This is a genomic window from Rhodosalinus halophilus, assembly GCF_003298775.1.
GTDB lineage: Bacteria > Pseudomonadota > Alphaproteobacteria > Rhodobacterales > Rhodobacteraceae > Rhodosalinus > Rhodosalinus halophilus.
Window position 1 is genome coordinate 75,755 of sequence record NZ_QNTQ01000005.1, and the last position, 20,179, is coordinate 95,933.

The 20,179-nt window shown below is 68.8% G+C and carries 26 protein-coding genes; 21 read left to right on the plus strand and 5 right to left on the minus strand.

Annotated features, from left to right (window positions below):
• Window positions 1-45: 45 nt before the first annotated feature.
• Window positions 46-1,239, minus strand: a complete 1,194-nt coding sequence (locus tag DRV85_RS05545; protein ID WP_113288456.1) for an LLM class flavin-dependent oxidoreductase — start codon at window positions 1,237-1,239, stop codon at window positions 46-48.
• 165 nt (window positions 1,240-1,404) lie between these two features.
• On the opposite strand from DRV85_RS05545, the gene DRV85_RS05550 reads away from it, so the two are divergent.
• The 11 genes from DRV85_RS05550 (at window position 1,405) to rpmE (ending at window position 8,115) form a co-directional block, all read left to right on the plus strand.
• Entirely contained in the window at window positions 1,405-1,890 is a 486-nt protein-coding gene (locus DRV85_RS05550) for a hypothetical protein (RefSeq protein WP_113288457.1), read from the plus strand.
• Window positions 1,891-2,054: 164 nt separating this feature from the next.
• Complete coding sequence (gene ffh / locus DRV85_RS05555; RefSeq protein ID WP_113288458.1) at window positions 2,055-3,536, plus strand: signal recognition particle protein; 1,482 nt, start codon at window positions 2,055-2,057, stop codon at window positions 3,534-3,536.
• A gap of 52 nt (window positions 3,537-3,588) precedes the next feature.
• Entirely contained in the window at window positions 3,589-4,143 is a 555-nt protein-coding gene (locus DRV85_RS05560; protein ID WP_113288459.1) for a GNAT family N-acetyltransferase, read from the plus strand.
• Window positions 4,140-4,739, plus strand: coding sequence for a GNAT family N-acetyltransferase (locus DRV85_RS05565; RefSeq protein ID WP_113288460.1), 600 nt, complete (start codon window positions 4,140-4,142; stop codon window positions 4,737-4,739). The genes DRV85_RS05560 and DRV85_RS05565 overlap by 4 nt, the downstream gene beginning before the upstream one ends.
• Window positions 4,736-5,032 carry a chorismate mutase gene (locus tag DRV85_RS05570; protein WP_113288461.1) on the plus strand — a complete coding sequence of 99 codons (297 nt, stop codon included), beginning with the start codon at window positions 4,736-4,738 and terminating at the stop codon, window positions 5,030-5,032. Before DRV85_RS05565 ends, DRV85_RS05570 begins: the two co-directional genes overlap by 4 nt.
• A gap of 53 nt (window positions 5,033-5,085) precedes the next feature.
• On the plus strand, window positions 5,086-5,460 hold the full coding sequence (rpsP, locus tag DRV85_RS05575) for a 30S ribosomal protein S16 (protein ID WP_113288462.1): 375 nt from the start codon (window positions 5,086-5,088) through the stop codon (window positions 5,458-5,460).
• 149 nt (window positions 5,461-5,609) lie between these two features.
• Window positions 5,610-6,134, plus strand: coding sequence for a ribosome maturation factor RimM (rimM, locus tag DRV85_RS05580; protein ID WP_113288655.1), 525 nt, complete (start codon window positions 5,610-5,612; stop codon window positions 6,132-6,134).
• Between the two features lie 96 nt (window positions 6,135-6,230).
• Window positions 6,231-6,392: a DUF1328 family protein gene (locus tag DRV85_RS05585; RefSeq protein ID WP_113288463.1), complete on the plus strand. Its 162-nt coding sequence runs from the start codon at window positions 6,231-6,233 to the stop codon at window positions 6,390-6,392.
• A 42-nt stretch (window positions 6,393-6,434) separates the two neighbouring features.
• Window positions 6,435-7,244, plus strand: a complete 810-nt coding sequence (gene trmD / locus DRV85_RS05590; RefSeq protein ID WP_113288464.1) for a tRNA (guanosine(37)-N1)-methyltransferase TrmD — start codon at window positions 6,435-6,437, stop codon at window positions 7,242-7,244.
• Window positions 7,245-7,492: 248 nt separating this feature from the next.
• Window positions 7,493-7,882: a 50S ribosomal protein L19 gene (gene rplS, locus DRV85_RS05595; protein ID WP_113288465.1), complete on the plus strand. Its 390-nt coding sequence runs from the start codon at window positions 7,493-7,495 to the stop codon at window positions 7,880-7,882.
• A gap of 11 nt (window positions 7,883-7,893) precedes the next feature.
• Window positions 7,894-8,115, plus strand: a complete 222-nt coding sequence (gene rpmE / locus DRV85_RS05600) for a 50S ribosomal protein L31 (RefSeq protein ID WP_113288466.1) — start codon at window positions 7,894-7,896, stop codon at window positions 8,113-8,115.
• A gap of 82 nt (window positions 8,116-8,197) precedes the next feature.
• Here the strand turns inward: rpmE and DRV85_RS05605 are convergent, their stop codons facing one another.
• A complete protein-coding gene (locus DRV85_RS05605) occupies window positions 8,198-9,184 on the minus strand; it encodes a 4Fe-4S dicluster domain-containing protein (RefSeq protein WP_113288467.1) in 987 nt (328 codons plus the stop codon).
• Window positions 9,185-9,350: 166 nt separating this feature from the next.
• On the opposite strand from DRV85_RS05605, the gene DRV85_RS05610 reads away from it, so the two are divergent.
• Both DRV85_RS05610 and DRV85_RS05615 read left to right on the plus strand, forming a co-directional pair.
• Complete coding sequence (locus DRV85_RS05610) at window positions 9,351-10,160, plus strand: division plane positioning ATPase MipZ (RefSeq protein ID WP_113288468.1); 810 nt, start codon at window positions 9,351-9,353, stop codon at window positions 10,158-10,160.
• A 160-nt stretch (window positions 10,161-10,320) separates the two neighbouring features.
• Window positions 10,321-11,406, plus strand: coding sequence for a BLUF domain-containing protein (locus DRV85_RS05615; RefSeq protein WP_113288469.1), 1,086 nt, complete (start codon window positions 10,321-10,323; stop codon window positions 11,404-11,406).
• Window position 11,407: 1 nt separating this feature from the next.
• On the opposite strand, the gene DRV85_RS05620 is transcribed toward DRV85_RS05615, so the two are convergent.
• Window positions 11,408-11,863 carry a MarR family winged helix-turn-helix transcriptional regulator gene (locus DRV85_RS05620; RefSeq protein ID WP_113288470.1) on the minus strand — a complete coding sequence of 152 codons (456 nt, stop codon included), beginning with the start codon at window positions 11,861-11,863 and terminating at the stop codon, window positions 11,408-11,410.
• Window positions 11,864-11,942: 79 nt separating this feature from the next.
• On the opposite strand from DRV85_RS05620, the gene hmgA reads away from it, so the two are divergent.
• The 5 genes from hmgA to DRV85_RS05645 all read left to right on the plus strand — a co-directional run bounded on the left by hmgA (window position 11,943) and on the right by DRV85_RS05645 (window position 16,511).
• Window positions 11,943-13,298, plus strand: a complete 1,356-nt coding sequence (hmgA, locus tag DRV85_RS05625; protein WP_113288471.1) for a homogentisate 1,2-dioxygenase — start codon at window positions 11,943-11,945, stop codon at window positions 13,296-13,298.
• Window positions 13,299-13,406: 108 nt separating this feature from the next.
• Window positions 13,407-14,675 carry a fumarylacetoacetase gene (gene fahA, locus DRV85_RS05630; protein ID WP_113288472.1) on the plus strand — a complete coding sequence of 423 codons (1,269 nt, stop codon included), beginning with the start codon at window positions 13,407-13,409 and terminating at the stop codon, window positions 14,673-14,675.
• A 27-nt stretch (window positions 14,676-14,702) separates the two neighbouring features.
• On the plus strand, window positions 14,703-15,293 hold the full coding sequence (locus DRV85_RS05635; RefSeq protein WP_113288473.1) for a carboxymuconolactone decarboxylase family protein: 591 nt from the start codon (window positions 14,703-14,705) through the stop codon (window positions 15,291-15,293).
• Window positions 15,290-16,240 (plus strand): MBL fold metallo-hydrolase, encoded by a 951-nt coding sequence (locus DRV85_RS05640; protein ID WP_113288474.1) that lies wholly within the window; start codon window positions 15,290-15,292, stop codon window positions 16,238-16,240. Before DRV85_RS05635 ends, DRV85_RS05640 begins: the two co-directional genes overlap by 4 nt.
• 70 nt (window positions 16,241-16,310) lie before the next feature.
• Window positions 16,311-16,511 (plus strand): hypothetical protein, encoded by a 201-nt coding sequence (locus DRV85_RS05645; protein WP_113288475.1) that lies wholly within the window; start codon window positions 16,311-16,313, stop codon window positions 16,509-16,511.
• Window positions 16,512-16,524: 13 nt separating this feature from the next.
• On the opposite strand, the gene DRV85_RS05650 is transcribed toward DRV85_RS05645, so the two are convergent.
• Window positions 16,525-17,079, minus strand: coding sequence for an HdeD family acid-resistance protein (locus DRV85_RS05650; RefSeq protein WP_113288476.1), 555 nt, complete (start codon window positions 17,077-17,079; stop codon window positions 16,525-16,527).
• A gap of 96 nt (window positions 17,080-17,175) precedes the next feature.
• Window positions 17,176-17,724, minus strand: coding sequence for a DUF308 domain-containing protein (locus DRV85_RS05655; protein ID WP_158540106.1), 549 nt, complete (start codon window positions 17,722-17,724; stop codon window positions 17,176-17,178).
• Between the two features lie 85 nt (window positions 17,725-17,809).
• On the opposite strand from DRV85_RS05655, the gene DRV85_RS05660 reads away from it, so the two are divergent.
• From DRV85_RS05660 to DRV85_RS05670, 3 genes are read left to right on the plus strand one after another with little or no spacing between them, the layout of a single operon-like run.
• Window positions 17,810-19,423, plus strand: coding sequence for an FAD-dependent oxidoreductase (locus DRV85_RS05660; protein ID WP_113288478.1), 1,614 nt, complete (start codon window positions 17,810-17,812; stop codon window positions 19,421-19,423).
• Between the two features lie 5 nt (window positions 19,424-19,428).
• Window positions 19,429-19,632: a DUF2783 domain-containing protein gene (locus DRV85_RS05665; protein WP_113288656.1), complete on the plus strand. Its 204-nt coding sequence runs from the start codon at window positions 19,429-19,431 to the stop codon at window positions 19,630-19,632.
• Window positions 19,629-20,171, plus strand: coding sequence for a VOC family protein (locus DRV85_RS05670; RefSeq protein WP_113288479.1), 543 nt, complete (start codon window positions 19,629-19,631; stop codon window positions 20,169-20,171). Before DRV85_RS05665 ends, DRV85_RS05670 begins: the two co-directional genes overlap by 4 nt.
• The last annotated feature ends 8 nt before the right edge of the window (window positions 20,172-20,179 follow it).

Genomic DNA, 20,179 nt, shown 5'->3' on the forward strand with positions numbered 1-20,179 from the left:
CCTCCGCAAGGGCCGCCCCGTGGAGGGGGCGGCCCAAGGCGCGTGCTATTCCGCCGGTTCGGCCTGCGTCTCGCGGTCCGCGACCTCGGCCGCGTAGCGCGCCTGCATGTCCTCGACCGCCTTGGCGTGCTTCTCGGCCAGTTCCGGGCGCAGCTTCTCGGCCCGCGCGGCGCTGTCCATCGTGGGCAGGAAGTGGCCCTGGAAGTGCGGCATCACGTGGCGCGCGATCAGCTCGTAGCTCTTGTGCGTGGCCTGCGGATCGGCCCAGTTGTGCGCCAGCATCAGGTAGGCCCCGAAGCCGCCGTTCGACTGGGCGTGCAGCCGCTCGATCTGCTTGATCGCCATGTCGGGCGTGCCGATCGCACCGAAGCCGCTTTCGTTCACGAACTCGATCATCTCCTTCACGTTGTTGCCCGGCACCGCCATCTGCGGGAAGGCCGCGACCGCCTGGAAGTAGTGGAACCACTGTTCCATGCCGTATTCCACGTCGCGGTATGCCTGATCCATGGTGTCGGCGATGTGGACAAGGCCCACCAGCCGCCACTTGGAGCGGTCCACCGTCTTGCCGTGCGCCTTCGCCTCGGCCTCGATCACGTCCCAGTGCAGCGCCAGCGCATCGAAACCCGCCGCGGTGGTCGCGCCTATCGACAAAAGGCCGGTGCCGTGCCGCCCGGCCAGCCGCGGGCCGGCGGGCGAGGCCACGGCCGCCGTCGCCACGTCGAAGAGCGGGTTCGAATACGGCCGTAGGTGCAGCCGCGCCTCGCGCAGGTCCCAGCGATCATTCTTGAAGGTGATCGGCTCCTCGCTGGTCAGCAGGTGCATGATCACGCCGAGGCTGTCCTCGAGATACTGGCGCGTCTGGCTGGGCTCGATCCCGATCATCTTGGCGTCCGTGGGCAGCGCGCCCGGACCCACGCCCAGCATCACGCGGCCGCGCGTCAGGTGGTCGAGCATCACGATGCGCTCGGCCACCCACAGCGGGTTGTGATAGCTCAGGCTCACGACCCCGGTCCCCAGCTTTATGTGCCGCGTCCGCTCGGCCGCGACGCCGATGAAGATCTCTGGGCTGGCGATGATCTCGGAACCGGCCGAGTGATGCTCCCCCACCCAGGCCTCGTCATAGCCCAGCCGGTCGAGGTGCTGGATCAGCTCGAGGTCGTTCTGAAGGGCAAGCGTGGGATTGATCCCGGGCTTGTGGAACGGCGCCAGAAAGATGCCGAAGCGCAGTCGGTGGTGCATGACGTCTCCTCCCTTGTCGCGTCGCCGCCCCGGTCCGCCCCTCCCCGGCCGTGCGCGGCGTCATGCCGGGCCATGACACCCGTTGGTTGTCGTGGGGTCAACAAGTATCGCAGCCTCGGCGACAAGCCGCTTGACGCGCACCCCCGTCGCCGGAACCATTCGCCCATGAAGATCGCGCGCGACACGCCGGAACAGCTTGTCATCGAAGATGTGCCATGGGGCATCGCCATCGGCATCGTCGCCTTCATCCTGACCTTTGCGGGGATCGGCCTGCTCACGATGCTGGCGGTGTTCTTCGTCGGGCTGATCTTCTTCGTCTTCGGCGCGGGCGCGGGCACCTTCGCGCTCTGGGCCTTCGTGCGGCGCACGCAGCTGATCCTCGACCGCAATTCGGGGCTGGTGACATGGCGCCAGCGCACGATCTTCGACATGACCGAGGAGCATCACCCGCTGGCGGAGCTGACGGGTGCCGAGGTCGCGGGGATGCGCCGCCGCGACAGCGAGGGCACCCTCTCCAGCACGCACCGGGTCGAGCTGATCTTCGGCGAGGTGCGGCTGCCGCTGACAGACGCCTATTCCAGCAGCCGCGCGCATCTTCGCATCGCCCGTGCGATCAACGACTGGCTTGACAGCGGCCGCGACGCCGCCTAACGACCGGTCCGACATCCGGAAGAGCCCGTGCCTTCCGGTCCCGGGCCGTGTTCCGGGATCGCCCCCCGTCAGCGAGGTTTCGCCCGCGGGGGTGATTGGCATTTGCGCCGCGCCCTCCCATCTTCGGGGCGCATGACGACAACCGCTGGAGGAGCCAGAGGGCCATGTTCGAAAATCTGTCCGAGCGTCTCTCCGGCGTCTTCGAGAGGCTGACCAAGCAGGGCTCGCTCAGCGAGGAGGACGTGAAGGCCGCGCTGCGCGAGGTGCGCGTCGCGCTGCTGGAGGCCGACGTCTCGCTGCCCGTGGCGCGCAAGTTCGTCAAGGACGTGCAGGAAAAGGCCACCGGCCAGGCGGTGACGAAGTCCGTCACCCCCGGCCAGCAGGTGGTCAAGATCGTCCACGACGAGCTTGTCGAGGTGCTGAAGGGCGAAGGCGACCCGGGCGACCTCAAGATCGACAGCCCGCCCGCGCCGATCCTGATGGTGGGCCTGCAGGGGTCGGGCAAGACCACGACCACCGCCAAGATCGCCAAGCGGCTCAAGGACCGCGAAGGCAAGCGCGTGCTGATGGCCTCGCTCGACGTGAACCGCCCCGCCGCGATGGAGCAGCTTCAGATCCTCGGCCAGCAGGTGGGCGTCGACACGCTGCCCATCGTGAAGGGCGAGACGCCGGTGCAGATCGCGAAGCGCGCCAAGACGCAGGCGAGCCTCGGCGGCTACGACGTCTATTTCCTCGACACCGCCGGGCGGCTGCACATCGATCAGGAGCTCATCCAGCAGGCCGCCGACGTGCGCGACGTGGTCCAGCCGCGCGAGACGCTGCTGGTCGTGGACGGCCTGACCGGCCAGGTCGCCGTCGAGGTGGCCGAGGAGTTCGACGACAAGATCGGCGTCTCGGGCGTCGTGCTCACCCGGATGGACGGCGACGGGCGCGGCGGCGCGGCGCTCTCGATGCGCGCGGTCACCGGCAAGCCCATCCGCTTCGTCGGCACCGGCGAGAAGGTCGACGCGCTCGAGGAATTCGACCCCGAGCGCATCGCGGGCCGCATCCTCGGGATGGGCGACATCGTTGCGCTGGTCGAGAAGGCGCAGGAAACGCTCGAGGCCGAACAGGCCGAGCGCATGCTCAAGCGCCTCCAGAAGGGTCAGTTCAACATGAACGACCTCAAGTCCCAGCTCGAGCAGATGCTCAAGATGGGCGGCATGGAGGGGCTGATGGGCATGATGCCCGGCATGGGCAAGATGAAGGGCCAGATGGCCGAGGCCGGCATGGACGACACCGTGCTCAAGCGCCAGATCGCCCTCATCAACTCCATGACCAAGAAGGAGCGCGCCAACCCGCAGATCCTGCAGGCCAGCCGCAAGAAGCGCATCGCCGCCGGCGCGGGGCTGGAGGTGAGCGAGCTCAACAAGCTCCTGAAACAGCACCGGCAGATGTCGGACATGATGAAGAAGCTCGGCAAGAAGGGCGGGCGCAACGCGCTCAAGCAGGCGCTCGGCATGATGGGCGGGGGCAAGGGCGGCGCCCCCGGCGCGGGCATGGACGAGAAGGCGCTGCAGCAGGCCGCGCAGCAGATGGGCGGCCTCGGCGGCAAGGGCGGCATGCAGCTGCCTCCGGGCCTCTCGGGCTTCGGGCGCAAGAAGTGACCGTCGCGCGCGCCGATAGGCTGCCCGGCGCCACGCCGGACAGGGGGGCGGCATGAGCCTGACGCCCGCCCCCGTGCTGGAGGCCGCGCGGCTCAGGCTGCGCGGCCCCGAGATGCGCGACTTCGAGCCGCTGGCGGAGTTCTTCGCCGATCCCGAGCGCGCCTGGGGCTTCGGCGGCGCCGAGACGCGCCCCGACGCCTGGCGCTGGTTCGCCAGCAACATCGGCCACTGGCACATCCACGGCTACGGCTACTTCACGATCGAGATGACCGACCGCGCCCGGCCCGCCGGCCTCTGCGGGATCTGGAACCCCGAGGGCTGGCCGGAGCCCGAGCTCGGCTGGCTCGTCTTCGCCCCCTTCGAGGGCCGCGGCATCGCCTACGAGGCGGCGCTGCGCGCGCGGGCCTGGGCCTACGAGGCGCTCGGCTTCACCACACTCACGTCGAACATCCTGCCCGGCAACGCGCGCTCCGTCGCGCTGGCCGAGCGGCTCGGCGCGCGCTACGAGCGCACCTACCGGAACGTCACCCTGGGCGAGGACATGCTCTATCGGCATCCCGGCCCCGCCGAGCTCGACGCCGACGGCGGGATGGAGGCCTACGCATGACCGACATCCCCGTGATCGAGACGCGCCGGCTGATCCTCTCCGCGCCGCGACCCGAGGACTACCCGAAGTTCAAGGCGACCTTCACCTCCTACCGCGCGCGCTTCATGGGCGGGCCGCTCAACGACTACGAGGCGTGGATGCTCTACGCCGCCGAGATCGGCCACTGGCAGATCCGCGGCTTCGGCATGTGGATGATCCACGACCGCGAGACCGGCGCGACCTGCGGCATGGCCGGCGGCTGGCAGCCGGCGAAGTGGCCCGAACGCGAGATCGCCTGGGTGATCTGGCCCGAGGTGGCCGGGCGCGGCATCGCGCTCGAGGCCACCCACGCCGCGCGCACCCACTTCTACCAAGAGATGGGCTGGCCCGGCGCGGTCAGCTACCTCGACCCGAAGAACTACGACTCGATCCGGCTGGCGGAGCGTCTCGGCTGCACCCGCGACCCCGAGGCGGCCAGCGTGGACGGCCACGACGTCGTCTATCGTCACCCTTCCCCCGAGAAGCTGCGCAACAGCCAGACCGCCGACGCCATCGAACTCGAGTTGCAGTCGTTCCGTGGCCCGATCTTCGGGCAGAGAGAAGAGGCCACCGCATGACCGACACCGCCGCCCGCGCCGCGGAGCTGCTCAGGGAGCATCGCGAGTCGATCGACCGGCTGGACGCGATCCTCGTCTACACGCTGGGCGAGCGGTTCAAGCACACCCAGGCGGTGGGCCGGCTCAAGGCCGAGCACGACCTGCCGCCCTCCGACCCCGCCCGCGAGGCGGAACAGATCGCGCGGCTCGAGGATCTGGCGCATGCCGCCGACCTCGACCCCGAATTCGCCAAGGCTTTCCTGAACTTCATCATCCGGGAAGTCATCAAGCATCACGAACGGCATCAGGCCTGAGGGACCGGGCATTGGCGGCCCGCGCCCCGACCACGACGCAAAGGAGAACGACCATGGCCATCAAGATCAGACTCGCCCGCGGCGGCTCGAAGAAGCGCCCCTTCTACCGCATCGTTGCCGCCGACTCGCGGATGCCCCGCGACGGCCGCTTCATCGAGAAGCTGGGAACCTACAACCCGCTGCTGCCGAAGGATCGTGAGGACCGCGTGCACATGAACGTCGAGCGCGTGCAGTACTGGCTCGGCCTCGGCGCGCAGCCGACGGACCGGGTCGCACGGATGCTGGAAGCAGCAGGCGTGCGCGAGAAGACCGAGCGCAGCAACCCCAAGAAGGGCCAGCCCGGAACGAAGGCGCAGGAACGCGCAGAAGCGCGCGCCGCCAAGGCGGCCGAGGCCTCCGCCCCCGCCGAAGAGTCGGCCGAGGGCTGAGGCCTCATGCCGTCCCGCCGTCCGACTCGGAGCGCCGCGAATTTTCGAACGGAAATTCGCGGCCGCGGCGCGCGGTGGAAAAAAATCTTTGACAGGAGGTTTTTCGGCCCCGTCGCACCATGCGGCGGCGCGGCGCTGGCGGTGCGCCGATGAGCGCGATGGTCTGTCTCGGCGCGATCGCGGGCGCCTTCGGGGTGCAGGGCGAGGTCCGGCTCAAGAGCTTCACCGCCCGCCCCGAGGACATCGCCGCCTACGGGCCGCTCTACACCGAAGACGGCGCGCGCCGCTTCGAGGTCACGCTGACCGGCCGCGCCAAGGGGTCGCTGACCGCGCGCCTTTCCGGCGTGCCCACGCGCGAGGCCGCGGAGGCGCTGAAGGGCACGACGCTGCATGTCCCGCGCGACGTGTTGCCGCGCCTGCCCGAAGACGAATTCTATCATGCCGATCTCATCGGGCTCGAGGTCTTCGACACGGGCGGTGCGCCGCTCGGGCGGGTGAAGGCGGTGCACGACCACGGCGCGGGCGACCTGCTCGAGATCCATGCTTCCGGGCGATCGGGCACGATCCTCCTCCCCTTCACCCGCGAAGCGGTGCCGACAGTCGATCTGTCTCTCGGGCGGATCGTGGCCGACCCGCCGCACGGCCTGCTCCCCGGGGACGCGGAGCGAAGCTGAGACCGGCGGGGCCGTCGTGCTGTGGAACAGGGGCCTGCCGGGCGCGTTTCCGCTTCGGTCGCAACGGTCGCGGCCGGCCAACGGGAGTCCCGCGTCATGCTCGAATGGATCCTTATCCTGCTCGCGATCGCCGCCATCGCGGCGCTTCTCGGCTTCGACCGGCTTTCCGGGGTCGCCCTCACGGGCGCGAAGATCCTGGTCGTCATCGCGCTGGTGATGCTGCTGCTGCTCGCGCTCGGGGTCGTCGCGCTCGCCTGAGCAGGGCTTTTCCATGCGGGGCTGACCGGCTAGAGAGCCACCATGCCCGCCGATGCGCCCTCCCGCTCGCACAGCCGCAAGTCCATTCGCGCCGTCGCGGCGCCGCGTGAGCTGATGCCCGAGGCGCCGGAGCTGGCGGGAGTCTGGACCGCGCAGGTCATAACCCTTCTGCCGCAGGCCTTTCCCGGCGTGCTGGGCGAGAGCCTGACGGGACGAGCGCTGCGCGATCGCGTCTGGCAGCTTCAGGTCACCGATCTGCGCCGCTTCGGCGAGGGGCGTCACCGCAACGTCGACGACACGCCAGCGGGTGGCGGCGCCGGCATGGTGCTGCGCGCCGACGTGCTCGGCCGCGCGATCGAGCATGTCCGCACCGGCGTGCCGCCCTCTGTCCCGCTCGTGGCGACGAGCCCGCGGGGGCGACGCTTCGATCAGGCGCTGGCGCGCGACTGGGCCGCGCGGCCGGGTGTCACGCTGATCTGCGGACGCTTCGAGGGCATCGACCAGCGCGCGCTCGATCACTACGGCATCGAGGAAGTCTCGCTGGGCGATTTCGTGCTGACGGGCGGAGAGATCGCCGCGCAGGCCATGCTCGACGCGACCGTGCGGCTCCTGCCCGGCGTGCTCGGCAACGCCGCCTCGCTGGAGGAAGAGAGCTTTTCCGACGGGCTTCTGGAGCATCCGCAGTACACGCGCCCGGCGGAATGGATGGGCCGGCGCATCCCGGATGTGCTGCTGTCGGGCAACCACGCGGAGATCGCACGCTGGCGCCGGGCCGAGGCGGAGCGGCTGACGCGCGCGCGCCGTCCCGATCTGTCCGAGGGGGACCAAGCGCACGCGGGCGACGAGGGATGACGGAAAGGGCTTGATCGCGGTCGGCGCGCCGACTATACGCCGCTCGTCCCGGGCCGCGCGGCCTTGCGGGCCGTGGCTGTCGTGCACCCTGCGACCCGCCCGGCGACAAGGTACCGCGGCGGCGGAACGGAAAGCAACGCGGCCGAAATCTCTGGCGGGCGCCACGGCGGACCCGGTCGAGGACCAGAGCTCTGGGTCGGACCAGACCTTCGCGGACACCACCGCGAGCGAGACAAGGAGTGGATCAGATGGACCTGATCGCGGAAATCGAGGCGGAACAGATCGCCTCGCTGGGCAAGGAGATCCCCGACTTCAAGCCGGGCGATACCGTGCGCGTCGGCTACAAGGTGACCGAAGGCACGCGGAGCCGGGTGCAGAACTTCGAGGGCGTCTGCATCAGCCGCAAGAACGGCGGCGGCATCGCCGGCACCTTCACCGTGCGCAAGATCTCCTTCGGCGAGGGGGTGGAGCGCGTCTTCCCGCTCTACTCGACGAATATCGACAGCATCACCGTGGTGCGCCGGGGCAAGGTGCGCCGCGCGAAGCTCTACTACCTGCGCTCGCGCCGCGGCAAGTCGGCCCGGATCGCCGAGCAGACCAATTACCGCGCGCCCAAGCCCAAGAGCGCCCAGCTGTAAGGATCGCCGCGATGAAAAAGGACATCCACCCCGACTACCACATGATCGACGTCAAGCTGGTCAACGGCGAGACCGTTCAGATGCGGTCGACCTGGGGCGCAGAGGGCGAGACAATGACGCTCGAAGTGGACCCTTCGGTGCACCCCGCCTGGACCGGCGGCGGCACCCGCCTCATGGATACGGGCGGGCGCGTGTCGCGCTTCAAGAAGAAGTACGAGGGTCTCGGCTTCTGAAGCCGCGGCGCCTTCGAGACGCAAGCAAACGCCGCCCCCGGGCGGCGTTTCGCGTTTTCGGCGGGTCGGGCACTGCGGCGGATCAGCCCGCAGCCCGACGCGCCGCGTGGCGCGCGAGCTTGTCGGCGAGGCCCTGCCCCACGCCAGGCCGCGACCAGGGACAGACCGCAATGCATATCGCGCAGCCCGATGTCCGGGCGAAGAAGGGAATGCACTTGTCGAAATCGACATACCACTTCCTCTCTCCGCGCACCGTGGCCTTTTCGGGCAGGATCGCCTCGGGCGGGCAGGCGTCCTCGCAGATCCGGCAGTTGAGGCAGAAGTCGTCGATACCGAACGCGCGCCGGGGCGTCGGCGCGAAGGGCGCATCGGTCAGCACCGCCGAGAGGCGGAAGGCCGCGCCGAACTCCGGGTTGATGATCGAGCCGTGCTTGCCCAGTTCGCCGAAGCCGCATTCGATCGCGGGCGGGATCATCAGCACGCTGCCCGCCATCGGCCCGGTGGCCGCCTCGGCCGGCCACCCCTCGTCGCGCAGCCAGCCGGCGACCGCCTTGGCGGCGCCTGCCGCGCGGCCATACTGGCGGATCACATCCGCGCCCGCGCTCTGGTCCGGCGCGGCGCTCAGCCGGTCGTAGTCGTGCGCGACCCCGATCATGACGATCGTGCCGAAATCCACGCGTTCTCCGGCGAAGACCCATTCGGCGCGCATCGCCGTCACGCCCACCATCTCGCAGAGGCCCTCGGCCACGAAGCGATCGAGGGCGGCGGTCCGCTCCTCCGGCGTGCGCGCGACGCGCTCGGCGGCGACCTCGGGCATCGGCGCGTCGAGGATCGCCTGCCGTTCGACGCGCGCCGCCTGCATCTCGGGGCCCGGTGGATCCGCCTGATAGAACCAGCGCTGCACCTCGCCCCAGGGAATGTCGTCGGGATCCGGCGCCCAGAAAACCTTTTCCGGCCGCCGCGGGCGCGTCTCGCCCAGGCCGTTGATCGCGTTGCCCGAAATCTGCGGGCGGCGCGCCAGCATTTCGGGATCGGGCGAGAAGGGACGATGCGGATTGCGCCGGGGCATGGCCCCTCCCGGTCGGTCAGGCACGGTGCCAGCGTATCGCCGAGATGCGGTTTTGCAAGCACGGGCGCGGGCGAAAGACTTCCTGCCGGTTTTCCTTGCAGCCGCCACAACATATAGTATCTGCGCGCAGGCATTGCAGAATGCGGCAGGCGGAAGGGCCGGAGGGATGGCGCATATCATCGTGGTCGGCAACGAGAAGGGCGGCGCCGGCAAGTCGACCGTGTCGATGCATCTCGCCACGGCGCTGGCCCGGATGGGCCACCGCGTGGGCGCGCTCGACCTCGACCTGCGGCAGAAGAGCCTCGCCCGCTATGCGGCCAACCGTGGCAAATACCTCGAGGACGCGGGGCTCGACCTGCCGGGGCCGGTCTATCGCGATCTGCCCGAGATCGACGCCGACAGCCTCGCCCCTGGCGAGAATGTCTTCGACCATCGCCTCTCGATCGCGGTCTCTGAGCTCGAGCCGCTTGCGGATTTCATCGTCATCGACTGCCCCGGCTCGCACACCCGACTGAGCCAGGTGGCCCACTCGCTGGCCGATACGCTTGTCACCCCGCTCAACGACAGCTTCGTTGATTTCGATCTGCTCGCGCATATCGACAGCGATGGCGAGAAGATCCTCGGCCCCTCGGTCTATTCCGAGATGGTCTGGAACGCGCGCCAGCTCCGCGCGCAGGCAGGCCTGCAGCCGATCGACTGGGTGGTTCTGCGCAACCGTCTGGGCGCGCAGGCGATGGTGAACAAGCTCAAGATGGAACGCGCGCTCGAACGGCTGGCCCGACGCATCGGCTTCCGGATCGCGCCCGGCTTCCACGAACGGGTGATCTTCCGCGAGTTGTTCCCCAGGGGGCTCACGCTGCTCGACCTCAAGGATGTCGGCGTCAAGCAACTCAATATCTCCAACATCGCCGCGCGGCAGGAGTTGCGCGAACTGGTCAAGGCGCTTGAACTCCCCGGGGTGTCGGTGGACTTCTGACGCCCGCACGACTCCGATGTGTAAATTTCACTAGACATTCTTGACTGTAACATCATAGTGAATTCAGGTGCCCTCGCTCTGCCTTGACGACCAGCTGCGCGGGCAGCGGCAGTGTTGGCGGCACCGGCGCGCCCGGTCCCGCGAAACGGGAGTTCGGGCGATGGCGAGCAGCGCGACGATCCGGCGGCTGAGCTATCGCAGCGAAGCGACCCGGCCCCTCGACTCGCAGGAGATAACCGACCTCGTACACTCCGCATCCGCCCGGAATGCCGCAGCCGGCGTGACCGGCGCACTCGTTTCATCAGGCACGATGTACCGGCAATGGATCGAAGGCCCCGGCGAGGCGATCGAGGCGCTGCTCGACACGCTGCGCCGCGATCCCCGCCACGACTCGCTGACGGTCACGGAGGACACGCGCAGCGAAGAGCGCGCCTTCGCCGGCTGGCACATGCAGCTCTTTCAGGGGATGGGCGACGCGGCGCTCACGCCGGGCGCCATCCTGCTTGGCCGCCTCGCGCCGGGCCTCGTCATGGAGGACTGGACCGGCGCGCTCGCCGGCGCCTGCGGCGGCGCGCTGCCCGCGCGCCGGACCGCAGAGGTCTCGCCGGCGCAAGCCGAGGCACTCGCCGGCGCGCTGGTCGCGCCCGAGCACGAAGGCGCGCTGAGCCGGGCGCTGCGCCCCTTCCTCGCCACCGCCGCCGGGCGCGCCGCCTGCTATGAGCGCGTGAGCCGCGCGCTGGGCGACGGCTGGATGGCCGATCGATGGGGCATGGCCGAAGTGACGCTGGCACTGGGCCGTTTCCAGGTGATGCTCTGGAATGCCGGCCTGTCGCCAGATCCGGTCCGCCCGCTGGCGCATGTCGTCGTCGCCAATCAACCCGGCAACCCGCATTTTCTGGGCGCCGTGCTCAAGGCCGACGTGCTGCGCGCCTCGGGTTGGGCGGTGAGCCTGGTGCTCGACGGCGGCCCGACCGACATTGCACGCGTGGCGCGACGCAACCCCGGCACGCCGCTGGTGCTGGCCGGCAGCCGCCTGCTCGCCGGGCTGTCGGAAGGCCCGCTCGACGAGTTGTCGGCGCGGCTCGGCGCCACCCTGCCGCAGACACCGGTGATCGTGGGCCATCGCGGCAGCGGACCGCTCGCCGCCACGGCACGGCGGGTGCGCGCGGCGGTGGCGTCGGTGACCCGGCCCGGCGAGGCCTGGATGGCGCCGCAGGGCGCGAAGGCGGCGATGCCGCTCTACTGATCTAGGCCGCGCCCCGATCCGCCGCGGGCCGCGCGAGCCGGCGCAACATCTGGCGGAGCAGCTCGGCCTCGTGCTCGGAGAAGCCCTCGACCAGCATGGCGTCGTAGTCCCGCGCCACCTCGCGCAGGTCGCGATAGGCCGACTCTCCCTTGGGAGTCAGGCGCAGCGCCTCGCGCCGTCGGTCGGCGGCGTCGCGGCTTCGGGTGAGAAACCGCCGCGACTCGAGCCGGGCGACGGCGCGGCTCACCTTGGTCTTGTGGATGCGCGCGCGCGCCGCGATCTCGCCCGCCGTCAGCTCGCCGTAGATGCCGAGGTGAAACAGCACGCGCCACTCGGTGCGCAGCATGCCGTAGCGGTGCTTGTAGATCTGCTGAAAGGCGAGGCTCGATTCCTCGGCCGCCTGGTTGAGCAGGTAGGGCAGGAATTCCTGCAGGTCGAAGTCGTCTTTTTCGTGCAACCCGATCGCCTCCTCCCTTGTTAGTTACAAAATCAACTGTTAACAGCGCAACCAAATTCCGGGAGAAGGAGCGCGCGCCATGAACCGTCAGACCGGACCTTCGGGCCTCATTTCGGCCGCCACCCCCGTGGGCACGCACGAAGGCTACATGCCGGGCTTCGGCAACGACTTCGAGACCGAGGCGCTACCCGGCGCCCTGCCGCAGGGGATGAACAGCCCGCAGAAGTGCAACTACGGCCTCTACGGCGAACAGCTGTCGGGCACCGCCTTCACGGTGCATCCGCCCGAGCGGACCTGGACCTACCGCATCCGGCCTTCGGTCAAGCACTCGGCGCGCTACACGAAGATCGATCTGCCTTACTGGAAGTCCGCGCCGAACGTGGACCCGGACGTGATCAGCCTCGGCCAGTATCGCTGGGATCCGGTGCCGCACACCGACGAGACGCTCACCTGGCTCACCGGCATGCGGACGATGACCACCGCCGGCGACGTGAACACGCAGGTCGGCATGGCGAGCCACATCTACCTCGTCACCGAGTCGATGGTGGACGAATACTTCTACTCCGCCGACTCGGAGCTTCTGGTCGTGCCGCAGGAGGGGCGGCTGCGCTTCTGCACGGAACTGGGCGTCATCGACCTGCGCCCGCAGGAGATCGCGATCATTCCCCGCGGTCTCGTCTACCGCGTGGAGGTGCTGGACGGCCCCTGCCGCGGCTTCGTCTGCGAGAACTACGGCCAGAAGTTCGAACTACCGCCGCGCGGGCCGATCGGCGCCAACGCGCTGGCGAACCCGCGCGACTTCAAGGCGCCTGTGGCGGCTTTCGAAGACCGCGAGGTGCCCTCCACGCTCACCATCAAGTGGTGCGGCCAGTTCCACACCACCGAGATTGGCCAAAGCCCGCTCGACGTGGTGGCCTGGCACGGCAACTACGCGCCCTACAAGTACGACCTGACCGCCTATTGCCCGGTCGGCGCGATCCTCTTCGACCACCCGGACCCGTCGATCTTCACCGTGCTGACCGCGCCCTCGGGCGTGCCGGGCACGGCGAACATCGACTTCGTGCTCTTCCGCGAGCGCTGGATGGTGGCCGAGGACACCTTCCGCCCGCCGTGGTATCACAAGAACATCATGTCCGAGCTGATGGGCAACATCTATGGACAGTACGACGCGAAGCCACAGGGCTTCGTGCCGGGCGGCATGAGCCTGCACAACATGATGCTGCCGCACGGGCCGGACCGGACCGCCTTCGAGGGCGCCTCGAACGCGGAGCTGAAGCCCGAGAAGCTCGAGAACACCATGTCCTTCATGTTCGAGACGCGCTTCCCGCAGCACCTGACGCGCTTCGCCGCGCAGGAGGCGCCGCTGCAGGACGACTACATCGACTGTTGGGCCGACCTCGAGAAGAAGTTCGACGGCACGCCCGGGCTGAAGTGAGCGCGCAAGGGGCTTGAAAGCCCCTTGCAAGGCTTTTCCAAAAGCCTTGCGCCGCGCGGGGTCGCAGGTCGTGCGCCCCGCTCCGCAAGACTGGATGAAGGACACGCAATGCCGCTGATGAAGAGCTGGGTGCAAAGCGCCAACGCCGCCGACCATCCCTTTCCGCTGAACAACCTGCCCTACGGCGTCTTTTCTACCGATACGCTCGAACCGCGCTGCGGCGTGGCGATCGGGAACATGATTCTCGACATGGCCCGCGCCGAAGAGGCAAGCCAGATCGCGCTCGACGGCGGGCCGTTCTTCGGCGAACCCGCCTGGAACGCGCTGATGGAGGCCGGCCCGGGCACCTGGAACCATCTGCGCGCGCAGCTCACGGACCTTCTGGCCGAAGGCTCGCCGGCCCGCGACAAGATCGAGGGCTTCCTTGTGCCGCAGGCCGAGGCGCGCATGCACATGCCGTTCCGGGTGGCGGAATACACCGACTTCTACGCCGGCAAGCATCACGCGACGAACGTGGGCACCATGTTCCGCGGGCCCGAGAACGCGCTGCCGCCCAACTGGCTGCACATCCCGATCGGCTACAACGGGCGCGCCTCGTCGGTCGTCGTCTCAGGCACGCCGGTGCGCCGCCCCTGGGGCCAACTCAAGGGGCCGAACGACGACGCGCCGCGCTTTGCGCCCTCGGCCCGGTTCGACCTCGAACTCGAGATGGGCGCCATCGTGGGTCAGCCCTCGGACGGGCCGGTGACGGTGGAAGAGGCCGACGCGATGATCTTCGGCTACGTCCTGCTCAACGACTGGTCGGCGCGCGACATCCAGGCCTGGGAATACCAGCCCCTCGGCCCCTTCCAGGCCAAGGCGACGGCGACCACGATCAGTCCCTGGATCGTGACCAAGGCCGCGCTCGAGGCGTTCCGCGTGCCCACCCCCGCCCGCGAGGTGGAGCTCTTGCCGCACCTGCGCGACACGGGTCCGATGCTCTACGATCTCGATCTGTGGGTGACGCTCGCCCCCGAGGGCAAGGGCGCGACCGAGATCGCGCGCACGAACTATCGCGAGATGTATTACTCCTCGGCGCAGCAGCTGGCGCATCACACGACCTGCGGCTGCCCGATGCGGGTGGGCGATCTGCTCGGCTCGGGCACCATCTCGGGTGCCGAGCGGCACGCGCGCGGCTCGCTCCTGGAGCTCAGCTGGGGCGGCAAGGAGCCGGTGGAGCTCGAGAGCGGCGAGACGCGCAACTTCCTCGAGGACGGCGACACGCTCACGCTGCACGGCGTGGCGCATGGCGACGGCTACACCATCGGCTTCGGCGAGTGCACGGGCAAGCTGCTGCCGGCACTTGAAGAGCCCTACAAGCGCCAGATCCGCGAATGACACCGTAAGGCACGCGAGGAGGAGAGCTTGCCCCACATCGACCCGCTGCCGCGCGAGGCGCTTCCCCAGTTCGAGGAGAAGTTCGCGCGCTACGACCGCATCCGCGGCTTCCTGCCCAACTCGATCCTGACGATGGCGCGCCGGCCGCACATCGCGCAGGCCTTCATGGATCTCAACCAGGCCGTGCTCTACGAGGGCACGGTGCCGGAGGCGCTGAAGATGATGGTCGCGCTGATGACCTCGATGGCGACGGGCTGCCGCTACTGCCAGGGGCACATGGCCAACCTGTCCCACGTCTACGAGGTGCCGGACGAAAAGATCGCGGCGATCTGGGAGTGCGAGACCAGCCCGCATTTCAGCGACGCCGAGCGCGCGGCGCTGGTGCTGGCCCGCGAGGCGGCGGGCGTGCCCAACACGGTCGAGGCGCATCATTTCGACGCGCTGAAGAAGCATTTCGACGAGGCCGAGATCGTCGAGATCGTCGCGGCCATCGCGCTCTTCGGCTACCTGAACCGCTGGAACGACACCATGGCCACCGAGATGGAGGCGCACCCCGCCTCCGTCGCCGGCCGGGCGATGCCCGGCTGGGAGGCCGGCAAGCACGGAGTGAAAGAATGAGCAAGGCGTTCGCCAGCCAGGGCGACATGGAAGAGAAGCAGATCAGCTTCACCGAGATCGGCGAGGGGCTCTGGGCCTTCACCGCCGAGGGCGATCCGAACTCGGGCGTGATCATCGGCGACGACTCGGTGATGATCGTCGAGGCGCAGGCGACGCCGCGCCTCGCCAACAAGGTGATCGAGAAGGTGCGCGAAGTCACCGACAAGCCGATCACGCATCTGGCGATGACGCATTACCACGCCGTCCGCGTCCTCGGCGCCTCGGCCTACAAGGCCGACACGGTCATCATGTCGGAAATGGCGCGCGGCATGGTGGCCGAGCGCGGGCAGGAGGATTGGGAAAGCGAATTCGAACGTTTCCCGCGTCTCTTCCAGGGGCACGAATCGATCCCCGGCCTGACCTGGCCCAACACCACCTTCAACGACCGGATGACCGTCTATCTGGGCAACCGCCGGGTGGACCTGATGCACTTGGGCCGCGCGCACACCGCGGGCGATATCGTGGTGCATGTGCCGGATCAGAACGTGATGTTCACCGGCGACATCGTCGAATACCACTCGGCCTGCTACTGCGGCGACGGGCATTTCGCGGACTGGGGCGACACGCTCGACGCGATCAAGTGGTTCGACGTCGACGCCATCGCGCCGGGGCGCGGCGACGCGCTGGTGGGGCGCGAGATGGTGAACACCGCGATCGAGAATACCCGCGACTTCGTGGAAAGCACCTATCGCCCGGCGGCCCGCGTCGCGGCGCGCGGCGGCACGCTGAAGGAGGCCTGGGACGCCGTGCGCGCCGAATGCGACCCGAAGTTCGCCGACTACGCGATCTACGAGCACTGCCTGCCCTTCAACGTCGCCCGCGCCTACGACGAGGCGCGCGGCATCGAGACGCCACGCATCTGGACCGCCGAGCGCGACAAGGAAATGTGGGAGGCGCTGCAGGGCTGATGGGCGCGGCGCGGGCATATCGGCCGCCTCTGCGTGCCCGCGCCTCGAGTCACTCCGCGAGGGCGAAGCGGTGAGCGATTACGGCCCCTCCCGCGGCGAACTCCGGTTTCGCCTGATCTTTTCGCTGACGGGGCTTGCCGTGATCATCTTCGCCGTCTCGACCCGGCCGCCCGGTCCTGCCTGGATCGAGATCGTCGGTATCGGCGGCGCCTTCTTCGGCGGCACCGCCATGTGGTCGGGCTGGCGGCTCTGCGGCAGGGGGCGGCAATGACCGCCCCGCTGCCTCACGCCGAGCGCGCGCGCCAGGCGAGCGCCAGCGAGACCGCGCCGGCGACTGTCAGATCGACACCGAGCAACAGCCCGAGGATGCCCAGCGCCGAGGCGGGCAGCGTGAACAGGATGAGCGCCGCGAGCACCAGAGACAGCGCACCCGACGCGGCCATCCAGCCCCAGCCGGGCTGCGGCCGCCAGCGAAAGGCCAACGCCAGCCGCGCGGCGCCCATGCCGGCGAAGAGCGCGCCGACCGCGATGGTCAGCGTCAGAAGTCCGGCGAGCGGATCCGCCAGGAGCAGAACGCCCAGCAGCAGGAACAGCACGCCCAGCGCGCCGGAGAGCCAGCGGGTGCCGCGATCCGCGCCGGCGGTGCCGGCGAAGGCGATCCAGAGTTGCACGACACCGCCTGCGACGAAGGCCGCGCCGGCGAGGATCTCGGCGGTGATGGAGGCGGCGAAGGGATTGGCCAGCGCCAGCAGGCCGCCCAGCAGCATGACGACGCCGAAGACGGCCAGCCAGCGCCAGTCCATCTCTTCCGCCGCGCGGGTGAATTCGGTGGATGTCATCGCTTCTCCTTTCCGCGGGCCGCACCCGCTCGGGTCAGAAATCGTCTCTGCTGGTGAACACCGGCGAGTGGCGAAGAGTTTCGCGGCTCGCGCGGATCACAACCGCCGCGCACGCAGGGCGACCGCCATGCCCGCGAGCCCAGCGGTCAGAAGGTCCACCGCAAGGAGTCCGGCGAAGGCCCCGATCGCCGCCGCGTCGATCACCACCATGACGGCGAGCCCCGCGGCCAGCGACACCAGGCCCGAAGCCAGCCGCCAGTGCCGTCCGTCCCGCACCGTGATGCGCCAGCCCGCGGCGACGCGCAGCACGCCCACGACGATCAGCACGACGCCCGCAGACGCGCGCTGCGGCGCGATCCACGCGAAAGGATCGAACAGGAGCGCCGCCCCCAGCACCAGAAGCATCGTCCCGAGCGCCCGGCCCGTCCAGCGCGCGCCGCGCTCGGCCCGGACGGTGAAGGACATCCCGAAATGGCCCGCGCCGGCCGCAAGGCAGGCGAGCCCGACCATCGCGAGCGCGGCCTCGGACCGCGGCCCCGCGAGGACTGCGCCGACGAGTCCACCGGCGAAAAGCATCGCGCCGACCCAGGCAGGCCAGCGCCAGTCGGTGGCGCCGAGACGCCGGTCGAGGCCGCTTTCTCCCATCTCGCCCCCGGTTTCCGGACACTGCGCGCCGCACGACGCCGCGCGCCTCCCCCGTTCAACCCTGCCCCGAGCCTGAGGTTTCACCATGAACAAGATCTTCGAGATCCCGCTCTACCCCTACACCCGCTCGCCCGATCAGGACGCGACGACACCTGTCCGCCACAAGGTGATGATCGTGGGCGCGGGGCCCGTGGGCCTGGCCGCCGCGATCGACCTTGCGCAGCAAGGCGTGCCGGTCGTCGTGCTCGACGACAACGACAAGGTCAGCTTCGGCTCCCGCGCGATCTGTTTCGCCAAGCGCCCTCTGGAAATCCTCGACCGGCTCGGCTGCGGCCAGCCGATGGTGGACAAGGGCGTGGTCTGGAACCTGGGCAAGGTCTTCTTCGGCGATCGCAAGGTCTATGAATTCAACCTCCTGCCCGAAGAGGGCCACCGCCGCCCGGCCTTCATCAACCTTCAGCAGTACTACTTCGAGGACTACCTCGTGGCCCGCGTTCGCGAGTTGCAGGAACAGGGCGCCGAGATCGAACTGCGCGGCGGCAACAAGGTGCTCGACGTGACCGACATGGGCGACCGGGTGCAGCTGAACGTCCAGACGCCGGAGGGCCCCTACACGGTCGAGACCGAATGGCTCATCGCCTGCGACGGCGCGGGCTCGCCCATCCGTTCCATGATGGGCCTCGATTTCGTCGGCCGCGTCTTCGAGGACAACTTCCTGATCGCCGACGTGATCATGGACGCGGATTTCCCGACCGAACGCTGGTTCTGGTTCGATCCGCCCTTCAACAAGGGCCAGTCGGCGCTCCTGCACAAGCAGCCGGACGGAGTCTGGCGCATCGACCTGCAACTGGGCTGGGACATCGACAAGGAGGAAGAGAAAAAACCCGAGAAGGTGATCCCGCGCCTCAAGCAGATGCTGGGCGACGACGTGGAATTCGAGCTCGAATGGGTCTCGATCTACACCTTCCAGTGCCGCCGGATGGAGAAGTTCCGCCACAACCGGGTGATCTTCGCGGGCGACTCGGCTCATCAGGTCAGCCCCTTCGGCGCGCGGGGCGCCAATTCGGGCCTGCAGGACACCGACAACCTGATCTGGAAGCTCAAGCTGGTGATCGACGGGCAGGCGCCCGACCGGCTGCTCGACAGCTACGACGACGAGCGGATCTACGGCGCGGACGAGAACATCCTCAACTCCACCCGTTCGACGGACTTCATCACGCCGAAGTCCGAGATCAGCCGCCTCTTCCGCGACGCCGTTCTGGATCTCAGCGAGCACCACGCGTTCGCCAGGCCGCTGGTGAACTCGGGACGACTCTCGGTGCCCTGCATCTATGACGAGTCGCCGCTCAACACGCCCGATGCGCTGCCCGGAGGGCCGGCGCGCACGCGGCCGGGCGCGCCCTGCCCCGACGCGCCGGCCGGCAACGGCTACGTCCTCGACCGGCTCGGCGGAGCCTTCACCGTGCTGACCATCGACGCGGAAGCGCCCGAGCAGGTCGCCGAAAACGGGATCGAGGCCGCGCGCGTCGCGCTTTCCGCCGCAGACGATCCCAGCGGCGCGCTGGCCGAGCGCTATCTCGGCGACAATCCCTCGGCCGTCTACCTGATCCGCCCGGATCAGCACGTGGCCGCCCGCTGGCCCGCCTACGACGAGACCGCCGTGCGCGCCGCGATCCGCCGCGCCACCGCCAAGGAGTGACGATCATGACCGCGCTCGACCTGCGACCGAACATCACCAACCCCGACGATTTCTACGCCGAGCTTCTGGCTGCGCACGAGGGACTGACGAAGGCCGAGAGCGACGCGCTCAACGCCCGTCTGATCCTGATCATGGCCAACCACATAGGCGACCGCGACATTCTGCGGCAGGCGCTCGCCGCCGCCCGCTTCGAGGAGGACTCCCGATGAAGATCGAAAAGATTCACCACGTCGCCTATCGCTGCAAGGACGCGAAGGAGACGGTCGAGTGGTACAACAAGATGCTCAACATGGACTTCGTGCTCGCCATCGCCGAGGACCATGTGCCCTCGACCCATGAGCCCGACCCCTACATGCATGTCTTCATGGATGCCGGCGACGGCAACGTGCTCGCCTTCTTCGAGCTGCCCACGAAGCCCGAGATGGGGCGCGACCCGAACACGCCCGAGTGGGTGCAGCACATCGCCTTCAAGGTAAGGGACCGCGAGGAGTTGCTGAAGTTCAAGGAGCATCTGGAAGCCAACGGCGTCGAGGTGCTGGGCGTCACAGACCACTCCATCTTCCACTCCATCTACTTCTTCGATCCCAACGGCCACCGGGTGGAGCTTGCATGCCCAGACCCGGAAGAGGAGAAGATGCTGGAGCGTCTGGACCAAGTGAAATGGGAGATGCTGGAAGAGTGGAGCCGCACGAAGAAGGCGCCGAAGCACGCCGAGTGGCTGCACCAGAAGGAACTGAGCCAGATCTGAAACGGGGA

Bases quoted from the DNA above. Each gene is read 5' to 3' on its own strand.
- DRV85_RS05545 (WP_113288456.1), bottom strand. From the start codon at position 1,239: ATGCACCACCGACTGCGCTTCGGCATCTTTCTGGCGCCGTTCCACAAG.
- DRV85_RS05550 (WP_113288457.1), top strand. From the start codon at position 1,405: ATGAAGATCGCGCGCGACACGCCGGAACAGCTTGTCATCGAAGATGTG.
- ffh (WP_113288458.1), top strand. From the start codon at position 2,055: ATGTTCGAAAATCTGTCCGAGCGTCTCTCCGGCGTCTTCGAGAGGCTG.
- DRV85_RS05560 (WP_113288459.1), top strand. From the start codon at position 3,589: ATGAGCCTGACGCCCGCCCCCGTGCTGGAGGCCGCGCGGCTCAGGCTG.
- DRV85_RS05565 (WP_113288460.1), top strand. From the start codon at position 4,140: ATGACCGACATCCCCGTGATCGAGACGCGCCGGCTGATCCTCTCCGCG.
- DRV85_RS05570 (WP_113288461.1), top strand. From the start codon at position 4,736: ATGACCGACACCGCCGCCCGCGCCGCGGAGCTGCTCAGGGAGCATCGC.
- rpsP (WP_113288462.1), top strand. From the start codon at position 5,086: ATGGCCATCAAGATCAGACTCGCCCGCGGCGGCTCGAAGAAGCGCCCC.
- rimM (WP_113288655.1), top strand. From the start codon at position 5,610: ATGAGCGCGATGGTCTGTCTCGGCGCGATCGCGGGCGCCTTCGGGGTG.
- DRV85_RS05585 (WP_113288463.1), top strand. From the start codon at position 6,231: ATGCTCGAATGGATCCTTATCCTGCTCGCGATCGCCGCCATCGCGGCG.
- trmD (WP_113288464.1), top strand. From the start codon at position 6,435: ATGCCCGCCGATGCGCCCTCCCGCTCGCACAGCCGCAAGTCCATTCGC.
- rplS (WP_113288465.1), top strand. From the start codon at position 7,493: ATGGACCTGATCGCGGAAATCGAGGCGGAACAGATCGCCTCGCTGGGC.
- rpmE (WP_113288466.1), top strand. From the start codon at position 7,894: ATGAAAAAGGACATCCACCCCGACTACCACATGATCGACGTCAAGCTG.
- DRV85_RS05605 (WP_113288467.1), bottom strand. From the start codon at position 9,184: ATGCCCCGGCGCAATCCGCATCGTCCCTTCTCGCCCGATCCCGAAATG.
- DRV85_RS05610 (WP_113288468.1), top strand. From the start codon at position 9,351: ATGGCGCATATCATCGTGGTCGGCAACGAGAAGGGCGGCGCCGGCAAG.
- DRV85_RS05615 (WP_113288469.1), top strand. From the start codon at position 10,321: ATGGCGAGCAGCGCGACGATCCGGCGGCTGAGCTATCGCAGCGAAGCG.
- hmgA (WP_113288471.1), top strand. From the start codon at position 11,943: ATGAACCGTCAGACCGGACCTTCGGGCCTCATTTCGGCCGCCACCCCC.
- fahA (WP_113288472.1), top strand. From the start codon at position 13,407: ATGCCGCTGATGAAGAGCTGGGTGCAAAGCGCCAACGCCGCCGACCAT.
- DRV85_RS05640 (WP_113288474.1), top strand. From the start codon at position 15,290: ATGAGCAAGGCGTTCGCCAGCCAGGGCGACATGGAAGAGAAGCAGATC.
- DRV85_RS05650 (WP_113288476.1), bottom strand. From the start codon at position 17,079: ATGACATCCACCGAATTCACCCGCGCGGCGGAAGAGATGGACTGGCGC.
- DRV85_RS05655 (WP_158540106.1), bottom strand. From the start codon at position 17,724: ATGGGAGAAAGCGGCCTCGACCGGCGTCTCGGCGCCACCGACTGGCGC.
- DRV85_RS05660 (WP_113288478.1), top strand. From the start codon at position 17,810: ATGAACAAGATCTTCGAGATCCCGCTCTACCCCTACACCCGCTCGCCC.
- DRV85_RS05665 (WP_113288656.1), top strand. From the start codon at position 19,429: ATGACCGCGCTCGACCTGCGACCGAACATCACCAACCCCGACGATTTC.
- DRV85_RS05670 (WP_113288479.1), top strand. From the start codon at position 19,629: ATGAAGATCGAAAAGATTCACCACGTCGCCTATCGCTGCAAGGACGCG.